11 protein-coding genes and 1 pseudogene are annotated in these 12,087 nt (G+C 49.3%); 8 read left to right on the top strand and 4 right to left on the bottom strand.

Annotation, left to right across the window (positions count from 1 at the left end; genetic code table 11):
* The first annotated feature begins 71 nt into the window (after nucleotides 1-71).
* Entirely contained in the window at nucleotides 72-1,076 is a 1,005-nt protein-coding gene (locus tag OGY37_RS10400; RefSeq protein ID WP_000427614.1) for an IS110-like element IS5075 family transposase, read from the top strand.
* A 250-nt stretch (nucleotides 1,077-1,326) separates the two neighbouring features.
* Here the strand turns inward: OGY37_RS10400 and pgtC are convergent.
* Nucleotides 1,327-2,142 (bottom strand): annotated as a pseudogene (pgtC, locus tag OGY37_RS10395) (phosphoglycerate transport regulator PgtC); the annotation flags it as partial.
* 415 nt (nucleotides 2,143-2,557) lie between these two features.
* Here pgtC and pgtP point away from each other — a divergent pair.
* Nucleotides 2,558-3,949: a phosphoglycerate transporter PgtP gene (gene pgtP, locus OGY37_RS10390; RefSeq protein WP_079939112.1), complete on the top strand. Its 1,392-nt coding sequence runs from the start codon at nucleotides 2,558-2,560 to the stop codon at nucleotides 3,947-3,949.
* A 109-nt stretch (nucleotides 3,950-4,058) separates the two neighbouring features.
* Here the strand turns inward: pgtP and OGY37_RS10385 are convergent, their stop codons facing one another.
* Complete coding sequence (locus tag OGY37_RS10385; protein WP_003834857.1) at nucleotides 4,059-4,301, bottom strand: DUF2545 family protein; 243 nt, start codon at nucleotides 4,299-4,301, stop codon at nucleotides 4,059-4,061.
* Nucleotides 4,302-4,741: 440 nt separating this feature from the next.
* On the opposite strand from OGY37_RS10385, the gene lpxP reads away from it, so the two are divergent.
* Complete coding sequence (gene lpxP / locus OGY37_RS10380; protein ID WP_149385262.1) at nucleotides 4,742-5,662, top strand: kdo(2)-lipid IV(A) palmitoleoyltransferase; 921 nt, start codon at nucleotides 4,742-4,744, stop codon at nucleotides 5,660-5,662.
* A 41-nt stretch (nucleotides 5,663-5,703) separates the two neighbouring features.
* Here the strand turns inward: lpxP and OGY37_RS10375 are convergent, their stop codons facing one another.
* The gene (locus tag OGY37_RS10375; protein WP_063942030.1) at nucleotides 5,704-6,318 is read right to left on the bottom strand and encodes a lysozyme inhibitor LprI family protein; all 615 of its coding nucleotides are present in this window, start codon (nucleotides 6,316-6,318) and stop codon (nucleotides 5,704-5,706) included.
* A gap of 343 nt (nucleotides 6,319-6,661) precedes the next feature.
* Here OGY37_RS10375 and ypdK point away from each other — a divergent pair, with 343 nt between their 5' ends.
* Nucleotides 6,662-6,733: a membrane protein YpdK gene (gene ypdK / locus OGY37_RS10370; RefSeq protein ID WP_010723117.1), complete on the top strand. Its 72-nt coding sequence runs from the start codon at nucleotides 6,662-6,664 to the stop codon at nucleotides 6,731-6,733.
* 64 nt (nucleotides 6,734-6,797) lie between these two features.
* Here the strand turns inward: ypdK and alaC are convergent, their stop codons facing one another.
* The gene (gene alaC / locus OGY37_RS10365) at nucleotides 6,798-8,036 is read right to left on the bottom strand and encodes an alanine transaminase (RefSeq protein ID WP_008785386.1); all 1,239 of its coding nucleotides are present in this window, start codon (nucleotides 8,034-8,036) and stop codon (nucleotides 6,798-6,800) included.
* A gap of 387 nt (nucleotides 8,037-8,423) precedes the next feature.
* On the opposite strand from alaC, the gene OGY37_RS10360 reads away from it, so the two are divergent.
* The 4 genes from OGY37_RS10360 (at nucleotide 8,424) to OGY37_RS10345 (ending at nucleotide 12,039) form a co-directional block, all read left to right on the top strand.
* Nucleotides 8,424-10,121 carry a sensor histidine kinase gene (locus OGY37_RS10360; protein WP_136392189.1) on the top strand — a complete coding sequence of 566 codons (1,698 nt, stop codon included), beginning with the start codon at nucleotides 8,424-8,426 and terminating at the stop codon, nucleotides 10,119-10,121.
* A 14-nt stretch (nucleotides 10,122-10,135) separates the two neighbouring features.
* On the top strand, nucleotides 10,136-10,870 hold the full coding sequence (locus OGY37_RS10355) for a LytR/AlgR family response regulator transcription factor (protein WP_003834866.1): 735 nt from the start codon (nucleotides 10,136-10,138) through the stop codon (nucleotides 10,868-10,870).
* 15 nt (nucleotides 10,871-10,885) lie between these two features.
* Nucleotides 10,886-11,749 (top strand): AraC family transcriptional regulator, encoded by an 864-nt coding sequence (locus tag OGY37_RS10350; protein ID WP_003834867.1) that lies wholly within the window; start codon nucleotides 10,886-10,888, stop codon nucleotides 11,747-11,749.
* A gap of 101 nt (nucleotides 11,750-11,850) precedes the next feature.
* On the top strand, nucleotides 11,851-12,039 hold the full coding sequence (locus OGY37_RS10345) for a hypothetical protein (protein WP_032934510.1): 189 nt from the start codon (nucleotides 11,851-11,853) through the stop codon (nucleotides 12,037-12,039).
* Nucleotides 12,040-12,087 lie beyond the last annotated feature (48 nt).

The following is a 12,087-nucleotide window of genomic DNA, read 5'->3' as shown; positions in this document are numbered from 1 at the left end:
TATTTAATGAGATGGTCACTCCCTCCTTCCCGGTACTATGCTGAGGACAGGCTTTCATTCGGAGAACCATCATGGAAAACATTGCGCTTATTGGTATCGATCTGGGTAAGAACTCTTTCCATATTCATTGTCAGGATCATCGTGGGAAGGCCGTTTACCGTAAAAAATTCACCCGACCAAAGCTAATCGAATTTCTGGCGACATGCCCGGCAACAACCATCGCGATGGAAGCCTGTGGCGGTTCTCACTTTATGGCACGCAAGCTGGCAGAGTTAGGGCATTTTCCAAAGCTGATATCACCGCAATTTGTCCGCCCATTCGTTAAAAGCAACAAAAATGACTTCGTTGATGCTGAAGCTATCTGTGAAGCAGCATCACGTCCATCTATGCGTTTCGTGCAGCCCAGAACCGAATCTCAGCAGGCAATGCGAGCTCTGCATCGTGTCCGTGAATCCCTGGTTCAGGATAAGGTGAAAACAACTAATCAGATGCATGCTTTTCTGCTGGAATTTGGTATCAGCGTTCCGCGAGGTGCTGCCGTTATTAGTCGACTGAGTACCCTTCTTGAGGACAGTAGTTTGCCTCTTTATCTCAGCCAGTTACTGCTGAAATTACAACAGCATTATCACTATCTTGTTGAGCAGATTAAAGATCTGGAATCTCAGTTGAAACGAAAGTTGGACGAAGATGAGGTTGGACAGCGCTTGCTGAGTATTCCCTGCGTTGGAACGCTGACTGCCAGTACTATTTCAACTGAGATTGGCGACGGGAAGCAGTACGCCAGCAGCCGTGACTTTGCGGCGGCAACAGGGCTGGTACCCCGACAGTACAGCACGGGAGGTCGGACGACATTGTTAGGGATTAGCAAGCGGGGCAACAAAAAGATCCGAACTTTGTTGGTTCAGTGTGCCAGGGTATTCATACAAAAACTGGAACACCAGTCTGGCAAGTTGGCCGACTGGGTCAGGGAGTTGTTGTGTCGGAAAAGCAACTTTGTCGTCACCTGTGCTCTGGCAAACAAGCTGGCCAGAATAGCCTGGGCACTGACGGCGCGACAGCAAACTTACGAAGCATAAAGGCAGAAATACACCAGTTTAAACAATCATTCATCTGGTTTTGCGAATACTGATATTGATGATACTAACGGCCCACCGGCCTGTTGAGGAACCTGTAAAACGGAAAGGCTCATTGAAGCCGTATATTTTCTGGAGGTTCATCAGGCGCGGAACTCATCGAGGCGCGGGAATAAAATCCCATTCAGACGCCGGATAGATTCAAGCAAGCCAACTTGTCGTCAAAATCGGTGTTGCAAAAACGGGAGTGACCATAGATTCCCGTATTCGCATCAGCAAGGATCCGCTGTCCCTCCGGGCTTAACAAATAGCGGATAAAACGACGCGCTTCATTGGGGTGCTGGCTGTTCTTGAGAACAGCCACATAGGTTGGCGATACCGCCGAGCGTGGAAAATAGGTAAAAGCCAGGTGAGGATCGTTAAGCAACAGGTTGGCATAGTTATCAATGACCGGCCCCGCCACGCCCAGGCCACTCTTAATTTTGTCGGCTACGCCAAAACTGCGTGATGAAATCGTCACCAGATTTCCAGCACTCGCCAGCAGCGTCGCCCACCCCGCTTCCCACCCTTTTTGCTGTAGCAATGACTCAACCATCAGATGGTTGGTATCCGAACGCGATGGGCTACTCATCAACAGCGCGTTCTGATATTTGGGCAGCGTTAAGTCCCCCCAGTCGGCAGGAGGCGACAGATGTCGTGCCGCCAGCGCAGAACGATTAATCAACAGACCAAAACCAGATATCGCCACTGCCACGGAGGTCGAACGGATAGAGTCTGGCACCAGCCGCTGGCTTTCCGGCAACGCATTGTCGAAGGGCGCCAACTTCTGATGTTCCTGCAGATGCTGCAACAGCATAGGGGATGAGGTCAAAATCAGATCAACATTTTCCGCATTCGCGGTATCCAGCAGTTGCTCCAACGAACTGCTGGTCCGGTTTAACGTGCGAATCATCACCGACCCCGGTTCAGTCTGCCAACGCTGAATAATCCAGGCCGTTGCCCCCGGTGAAAAGGTTGTCGCCATTACCAGCTCTTTACCCTGCGCCAGGCAACTCACCGACAATGACATAAAACAGAGCGAGATCGCCCAACAACGCCCCCGGCCCAAAAGTCTGTTTGTGATCCTGTTCATAAATACCAACATGTGCAAAAAATAATATTGAGACAAAACTTACCCGTTTATCACCGACTGGGGGAAGAATAAGGTTATTCGTAGAATAACCAAACGGAAAGTGACGACATCGGTGAAGAATACCCGAAAACGCAGTCTGGATTTGTTAATATCCGCACACGCCGATGATAAAAGCATCCGTAAAAGAATAGAATTGAAAATCCATTATTTAAAAAGAGTCAAAATCAGCCACGCAATCCACAAATTGTGTCAATAGTGACTCATTTCATCAACTTGAGTTTCTCTGCTGTCTATTTCACTCTTCACTGCGAAAAATCCTGATATTCACATCAATATAAATTTAGGTGATGATATGTTATCCATATTTAAGGCAGGGCCAGCGGCAAATAAAGTCCCGGCGGAGAAAGTCCAGGAAACTTATGGCCGATACCGCATTCAGGCATTACTCAGTGTATTTCTTGGCTATCTCGCATACTATATTGTGCGCAATAACTTCACGCTCTCAACACCGTACCTGAAAGAACATCTGGATCTCAGTGCCACGCAAATTGGTCTACTCAGCAGTTGTATGCTTATTGCCTATGGGATCAGTAAAGGCATTATGAGTAGTCTGGCAGACAAGGCCAGCCCTAAGGTCTTTATGGCATGCGGCCTGGTTCTGTGCGCCATCGTAAACGTCGGTTTAGGATTCAGTACCGGATTCTGGATTTTTGCCGCTCTGGTCGTTTTCAATGGCTTGTTCCAGGGAATGGGCGTTGGTCCTTCATTTATTACCATTGCCAACTGGTTTCCGCGTAAAGAACGTGGACGCGTCGGCGCATTCTGGAATATTTCTCACAACGTTGGCGGTGGTATTGTCGCTCCGATTGTTGGTGCCGCCTTTGCCATTTTAGGGAGCGAGCACTGGCAAAGCGCCAGCTATATTGTCCCGGCCGGTGTTGCCGTACTGTTTGCTTTTATTGTGCTGATGCTGGGGAAAGGTTCACCGCGCCAGGAAGGCTTACCGGCTCTGGAACAAATGATGCCGGAAGAAAAAGTAGTATTAAATTCCCGACACGCTGTCCAGGCACCAGAAAATATGAGTGCCTTCCAGATTTTCTGCACCTATGTGCTGCGTAATAAGAATGCCTGGTATGTTTCACTGGTAGATGTCTTCGTCTATATGGTGCGTTTTGGCATGATTAGTTGGTTGCCTATTTATCTGTTAACCGAAAAACATTTCTCGAAAGAGCAAATGAGCATCGCTTTTCTGTTTTTTGAATGGGCGGCAATCCCTTCCACATTACTGGCGGGCTGGCTTACCGATAAACTGTTTAAAGGCCGTCGCATGCCGCTGGCCATGATTTGTATGGCGCTGATTTTCGTCTGTTTGATCGGCTACTGGAAAAGTGAATCCCTGCTGATGGTCACTATTTTTGCCGCCATTGTGGGTTGCCTGATCTATGTTCCACAGTTCCTCGCTTCTGTTCAGACGATGGAAATCGTTCCCAGCTTCGCAGTAGGTTCTGCAGTAGGACTGCGCGGATTTATGAGCTACATTTTTGGCGCATCGCTGGGCACCAGTCTGTTTGGCGTAATGGTCGACAAAATGGGGTGGCACGGCGGCTTCTATCTGCTGATGGGGGGTATTGTTTGCTGCATCCTGTTCTGCTACCTCTCTCATCGCGGTGCGCTGGAACTTGAACAACAGCGAAAAAATGCTCAACAAGAAGAAGCATCACTCCAGTTGGCGGATGCCCGGTAATTCATTTCGGTCTCACAAAAAAGTGCCAGCGATGCTGGCACTTCAATAAACTCAGACAAATAATAAATAACTTAAGGTGATAATTTATTGCTAAACGTAACATTCCAAATTATTGCTTACCGTCTGCGACCATAAAGCGAATGATCAAACCACATGCCGGGGCAAGAAACAGGAATAATCCAGTTACCATTTCGTCACCATTGGTCAGCCGCATAGTAAAAACGTAAATTAATGCCGTAAGGATGGCCATGCCGAGAAAAGCGCTAATTGACGCCGCAGCGCCTATAACCTGCCAGATATAGCAACTGACGCACAGAATGCTCAGTATGAGAAAGATCCAGAAATAGAGCATAGCGATACCTCCTGTCTGCCGTAAACTTAACGTAAGTCCTTACACTCCCTTAACTTTATATTCTAAGACAATTCCTATCTGCATGCAATTTGAGCAACATTTTATTCACAAAAATCATTCGACCGCTTACTATTACACTGTTTCTCCGTCGTTTATTTAAGCATCATAAAAACAACGAATTATATATAGGCGAAATTTTGCCCTTAATCGCCCTAAAAACATTTACGAATCTTGAGTAATTATTTCTGGCTGACATTAATTTTCGGGTGTACATTGTGCGTCCGATCATTCATGCCCCCTCGTGGTTTTGTCCTGACTCAGTTTTACACTCTTTACAGGAACCAATGTCGTTCATGGCGGCCTAACGATCAGTGCAGAGTGTAAAGCGACAGGCAAAGAATCTTCGCGATACATCTATTTCGTATCAACAACAGGTGCTTATGTTCCCCCAAAGTAAATTTTCACGCGCGTTTTTGCATCCGCGCTACTGGCTCACATGGTTTGGTGTTGGTGTGCTCTGGTTACTGGTACAGCTTCCCTATCCCGTATTGTGTTTTCTTGGTACCCGTACAGGAACGCTGGCTCGTCCATTTTTAAAACGCCGTGAATCTATTGCACGTAAAAATCTCGAACTCTGTTTCCCAAATCTGTCGCAGGAAGAAAGAGACAAACTGGTCGATGAGAATTTCCGTTCGCTCGGCATGGGGCTGCTTGAAACAGGTATGGCCTGGTTCTGGCCGGACCGTCGGGTGCGTAAATGGTTTGACGTAGAAGGACTGGACAACCTGAAGCGCGCTCAGATGCAAAATCGTGGCGTGATGGTTGTAGGTGTACACTTTATGTCGCTCGAGTTGGGTGGACGCGTAATGGGACTTTGTCAGCCGATGATGGCAACCTATCGCCCGCACAACAATAAGTTGATGGAGTGGATCCAAACCCGCGGTCGTATGCGCTCCAACAAGGCGATGATCGGCAGAAATAATCTGCGTGGTATTGTCGGTGCCCTGAAAAAAGGCGAGGCCGTATGGTTTGCCCCCGATCAGGACTATGGTCGTAAAGGGAGTTCATTCGCCCCCTTCTTCGCAGTCAAAGACGTGGCGACCACCAACGGTACCTACGTACTGTCACGATTATCGGGCGCAGCAATGCTGACCGTAACCATGGTGAGAAAAGCAGATAACACCGGTTACCGTCTGTTCATCACCCCAGAGATGGAAGGTTACCCGGCAGATGAAAGCCAGGCAGCGGCCTATATGAACAAAATTATCGAAAAAGAGATCATGCGTGCACCCGAGCAGTATCTCTGGATCCACCGCCGCTTTAAAACTCGCCCGATGGGTGAAGCTTCGTTGTATATCTAAAAAGAAAGGCCGTAAGGCCTTTCTTTTTTTCTGCGGCTGAATTACTTAACGCCCCATTTGCTGTGCAGTTCAGCCATTCGCTCGCTGTAGTTGCGGGCGATGCAGGCTGATTTATCCTGTTCCTTCCAACACTCGTTACGCCCTTTCACCCAGCCGCGTTGTTCTGCTTTCAGCGTCGGGTTATTGCTCGATTTAACCAGCGCCTGCTTGTAGGCTCCGTTTAACGCTAAATCCATTTCTGAGAGCGAAGGACTCTGGCAGATAATCTCTTCGATACTGCCTTTTGCAACCGCAGCGCATGAAAAAGAGGGTCCCGTGCTGGTCGATTTTTTGGCCCCAGAAAAGTCAATATTATCTTCAGGCAGGCATACCCCGTGCTTTCGATTCGGCCCACTCCAGGAAACGTCCGGATTTCCGTCATCTTTACGAGAAATAGAAACCGTATTGTTCCCGCTTTTAGCCTCCCAGTAATTTTCATTGAAGGCCTTCACCGTCGCCTTCGAGCCATCAATCCAAACATTGCCTTTACCATCACTATTCACCCCACCAATACTTGCACAGCTGAAATTAAACGCCAACGGTGAGGCCGCCATCGACGTCAATGGCGTAAAAACGAGTGCTAACATCATTAATCTGGTCATTTTTAACCTTTTCATTATCTCATTCCGCGAAAAATTAACCGCATTAACATAATGGCGATATAAGAATTCTCCGAGTAAACATTACGTCGCTCAATAGCAATTTATTACCGGCAGAAATTAAACTGTCGCCGAATCACGACAGTTGTAAGTTATTAAAATCAAATAGAAAAATGCCTCTTGTCTCGTCTCATTTTTAGGCGTACATTAGCGCCGTCTGGAGCATTAAAGCTCAGAATTCTGAGGTGATGCAGCCAAGCAAATGAGGGGTATTCTCCCTTTCGTTCGCGTGTGCATCAGCTCTCTGTCAGGTAAGCATATGTTCATTTAGACGTACCCCAGGTACGCGGAGAGATGAAAAGTGAAATATTTCTTTATGGGCATTTCTTTTATGGTCATCGTTTGGGCCGGTACTTTCGCCCTGATGATCTAAATTAAAAGACGCAGCAAAAAACAGGAGCCATCAGGCTCCTGTTTGCATTTTGGGGGAATATTCGTCAGTCGGTACTTTCAGAAGTCGATTTTGCACTGGTCGGTAACAGGCCATCTGCGCGAAACATCGCCTTGATGCCGCGAATAGCCTGGCGGGTACGGTCACGGTTTTCAATCAACGCAAATCGCACATGCGTATCACCATAATCACCAAACCCAATCCCTGGCGAAACGCATACCTTCGCTTCGTTCAGCAGCTTCTTGGCAAACTCAAGTGACCCCATCCCGGCGTATTGCTCTGGAATTTTCGCCCAAACGTACATTGAGGCCTTTGGCATCTCGACCATCCAGCCTGCTTCATGCAGTCCTTTGACCAGCACATCACGACGACGTTTATATTGCTCAGCGATATCCCGCACGCACTGCTGATCGCCTTCCAGCGCGGCGATGGCCGCAACCTGTAACGGCGTAAACGTCCCGTAATCGTGATAGCTCTTAATTCGCGCCAGCGCGTTCACCAGCGTTTTGTTGCCCACCATAAAACCGATACGCCAGCCCGCCATGTTGTAGCTTTTCGACAGGGTGAAAAATTCAACTGCGACGTCGCGAGCGCCTGGTACCTGCATAATCGATGGCGCTTTCCAGCCGTCATAAACAATATCAGCGTAGGCCAGGTCGTGAACCACCAGCACGTCATAGCGCTTAGCCAGGGCCACCACTTTCTCAAAGAATTCCAGCTCGACGCACTGCGCGGTCGGGTTGGATGGGAAACCTAAGATCATCATCTTCGGCTTCGGGTAACTTTCGCGTATTGCGCGTTCCAGCTCATTAAAGAAGTCGACACCCTCAACCAGCGGCACTGAACGCACCTGCGCGCCGGCAATCACCGCGCCATAGATATGGATGGGATAACTTGGGTTGGGCACGAGGACCGTATCACCGTGATCGAGCGTAGCCAGCATCAGGTGCGCCAGCCCCTCTTTGGAACCGATGGTCACAATGGCTTCGGATTCAGGATCGATCTCAACGTCATAGCGTTCCTGGTACCAGCGGGAAATCGCCCGACGCAAACGCGGAATGCCGCGTGAGGTGGAATAACCGTGAGTATCCGGGCGCTGCGCCACGGTACACAGTTTTTCAACAATGTGAGGAGGCGTGGCCCCATCCGGGTTCCCCATACTGAAATCGATAATATCTTCGCCGCGCCGACGCGCAGCCATCTTCAGTTCAGCCGTGATGTTAAAAACGTACGGGGGAAGGCGATCAATACGCGTAAAGCGACGTTCAGGGCGGGAGTCAGCCATAATATCCTCAGATTAACGTTAGCGCCCGGACCGTCCGAGCGACGCTGCCACGATGGTGGCACGTTTAGAAAATAGCCTGAATAATTTCCTTCTGTCGAGAGGCAACACAAAATATTTTTTCCTGACGAAAAAGAGGAACAGCTGAGTAAAATGAGGAAATATTCATTTTCACAACTCGCTTAAAATTACCATCATTTAACATTTTGTTGTTAAATACATTACCTTGAACGCAGCACTCACAGGACAGGTATTGTAAATACAACAATCATGCAACAATCCCCTTTTAATATTATGGTTTTTCCCCATTAGCTCTGAACTGCGGGGGTGCTGGTCATCCTGCCTCAGGTTACCTATCATAGTGGTTTAACCCTTGCGCAAGAGTCACCCGTGCACGAAATATTCAATATGCTGCTGGCGGTATTTGACCGGGCAGCACTGATGCTGTTCTGTCTGTTTTTCCTGATTCGTATCCGCCTGTTTCGCGAACTGTTGCACAAGTCAGCCCACTCCCCAAAAGAGCTGCTCGCCGTTACCGCGATTTTCTCCATGTTTGCCCTGTTCAGTACCTGGTCAGGCGTACCGGTAGAAGGTTCTCTGGTCAATGTGCGTATTATCGCGGTCATGTCAGGAGGGATCCTGTTCGGTCCATGGGTTGGCATTATTACAGGGCTGATCGCAGGCACCCACCGTTACCTGATCGATATTGGCGGCGTAACTGCCCTACCCTGCTTTATTACCAGCATTCTGGCTGGCTGCATTGCCGGGTGGATCAACCGAAAGATCCCCAAAGCGCAGCACTGGCGCGCGGGTATTTTAGGCGGAATGCTGTGCGAATCACTGACCATGATCCTCGTCGTCGCCTGGGCACCCACCACCGAACTGGGGCTGGATATTGTCTCAAAAATCGGTATCCCGATGATCCTCGGCAGCGTCTGTATTGGTTTTATCGTGATGCTGGTACAAAGCGTTGAAGGTGAGAAAGAAGCCAGCGCTGCAAAACAGGCCAAGCTGGCGCTGGATATCGCCAACAAAACGCTGCCGCTCTTTCGTCAGGTCAACAGCGAGTCGTTACGTCAGGTGTGCGAAATTATTCGCCACGATATCCACGCTGACGCGGTTGCCATCACCAATACTCAGCACGTTCTAGCCTATGTTGGCGTTGGAGAGATCAACTACCGCGATAACGATGACTTCGTCAGCCCCACCACGCAGGAAGCCATAAATCACGGTAAAATTATCATAAAAAACAATGATGAAGCGCATCGCACCCCGGAAATTCACTCCATGCTGGTGATCCCGCTTTGGGAGAAAGGCGTCGTGACCGGCACGCTGAAGATCTACTACTGTCACGCTCATCAAATCACTTCCTCGTTACAGGAAATGGCGATCGGTCTGTCGCAAATCATCTCCACCCAGCTTGAAGTCTCCCGCGCAGAGCAACTACGAGAAATGGCAAATAAGGCAGAGCTACGCGCGCTGCAAAGCAAAATAAATCCCCATTTTCTGTTTAATGCCCTGAACGCGATTTCATCGTCGGTGCGGCTTAACCCGGACACCGCACGTCAGCTCATTTTTAATTTATCGCGCTATCTTCGCTATAATATTGAATTAAAAGACGATGAGCAGATCGACATCAAGAAAGAGCTGTATCAAATCAAGGATTACATCACCATCGAACAGGCCCGCTTTGGCGACAAGCTGACCGTTATTTATGATATCGACGAAGAGGTAAGCTGTTTTATCCCCAGCTTGTTGATTCAGCCGTTGGTAGAAAACGCAATTGTCCATGGGATCCAGCCCTGCAAAGGAAAAGGCGTGGTCACTATCAGCGTTGCTGAGTGCGGTAACCGGGTACGGATTGCCGTGCGGGATACGGGTCATGGTATCGATCCAAAAGTGATTGAGCGGGTCGAATCCAATGAAATGCCGGGCAATAAAATTGGTCTGTTGAATGTGCACCATCGCGTTAAGCTGCTCTACGGTGAGGGATTACATATCCGCCGTCTGGAGCCAGGCACTGAGATTGCCTTTTATGTGCCTAATCAGCACTCGCCCGCTGCCGCACCGGCCACATTATTGCTTTAACCAGGAGTGAAGTCGTGAAAGTCATCATTGTTGAAGATGAATTCCTGGCCCAACAGGAACTGAGCTGGCTGATAAAAGAGCATAGCCAGATGGAGATTGTCGGCACGTTTGACGATGGTCTGGACGTGCTGAAATACCTCCAACACAACCGCGTTGACGCCATTTTTCTGGATATCAATATTCCCTCGCTGGACGGCGTATTGCTGGCACAAAATATCAGCCAGTTCGCGCATAAACCCTTTATTGTGTTTATTACCGCGTGGAAAGAGCACGCCGTTGAAGCCTTCGAACTGGAAGCTTTTGACTACATTCTGAAGCCATACCAGGAATCACGCATTGTCAGCATGCTGCAAAAGCTGGAAGCCGCCTGGCAGCAACAGCAAACGGGAACGTCCCCTGTAAGTCCAGTGGCCCGCGAAAACGATACGATCAACCTGATCAAAGATGAGCGGATCATCGTGACCCCAATCAACGACATCTACTACGCTGAAGCGCATGAAAAGATGACGTTCGTCTATACGCGACGAGAATCATACGTCATGCCGATGAACATCAGCGAATTTTGCAGCAAACTGCCGGCTTCGCATTTCTTCCGCTGCCACCGCTCGTTCTGCGTAAATCTGAATAAAATCCGCGAGATCGAACCCTGGTTTAACAACACTTATATTCTGCGTTTAAAGGATCTGGAATTTGAAATCCCGGTTAGTCGGAGTAAAGTGAAAGAGTTCAGACAGTTAATGCACTTATAGCGCAGAGAAAGAACGATGAAAGAGCCAGGCCTACCCGCAGACCAACAGTTTTTCGCCGATCTGTTCAGCGGCCTGGTGTTAAACCCTCAGCGCCTGGGGCGCGTGTGGTTCGCAACCCAGCCCACCACGCTACCGACCGGTAGTTTATGTATTGACCTCCCGCGCCTCGATATCGTGCTACGTGGGGAATACAGCAACCGGCTGGAAAAACAGCAGCATAGTCTGGCGGAAGGCGACATGCTGTTTATCCCGGCGAAAGCGGCGAATCTGCCCGGCAGCGATAAACCCGTGATGCTACTAAGCCTGGTGTTTTCCCCGGCATGGCTGGGACTCTCTTTTTACGATAACCGAACCGCATCGCTGTTACGTCCAGTTCGCCGTATTGAGCTACCGCATCCGCAACGTGGCGAAGGCGAGGCGATGCTCACCGCATTAACCCATTTAAGCCGCTCTCCTCAGGCCCAGGATATTATTCAGCCGCTGGTGCTTAGCCTGCTGCATCTGTGTCGTAGTGTGGTCAATACCCGACCTGACGCAGAGCGTCCGCGCGCTGAATTTCTCTATCACAGTATGTGTAATTGGGTACAGGATAACTATGCTCAACCGCTGACCCGGGAAAGCGTGGCGCTTTTTTTTAATATCACCCCCAATCACCTGTCAAAAGTGTTTGCCCAGCACGGTACCATGGGGTTCGTCGAGTATCTGCGGTGGGTCAGAATGGCGAAGGCACGCATCATCTTACAGAAATACCATCTGTCGATTAGCGAAGTCGCACAACGGTGTGGATATCAGGACAGTGATTATTTCTGCCGCCTGTTCCGACGTCAGTTTGGCCTTACGCCCGGAGAGTACGGCGCACGCTTTCAGTCGGCGCGTTAAGTGAGACAACACCAACGCTGTTAGTCATATCCGTTTGCTTCGTTGTAAAATAGCGACCTTTAGCCAAATCCTACTGGCTTACTCGATAAAGTGAATATGCGATGAAAAACAGACGTGCACTCTCCCTGATGTGTTTTCAAATGCTGGAATCAGGTGCGGATCGTCAGACCGTGAAAAGAGCCCTCACCTCCCGCCGAGTTAAAGGTCGTCAGGCGGTGGTTCTGCTCTGCAAGCAAGAGATGAAACTGTTAAGAGCCGGGAAACTGCCGGGGCACAACACGCCGCATTGATGATTTCACTTTCCGGTAGCGTTTACCCAGCCTGCAACCACAACGTAG

The organism is Citrobacter sp. Cpo030 (assembly GCF_030333005.1).
Taxonomy (GTDB): Bacteria; Pseudomonadota; Gammaproteobacteria; order Enterobacterales; family Enterobacteriaceae; genus Citrobacter; species Citrobacter portucalensis.
This window is presented reverse-complemented; position numbering and strand designations above follow the sequence as displayed.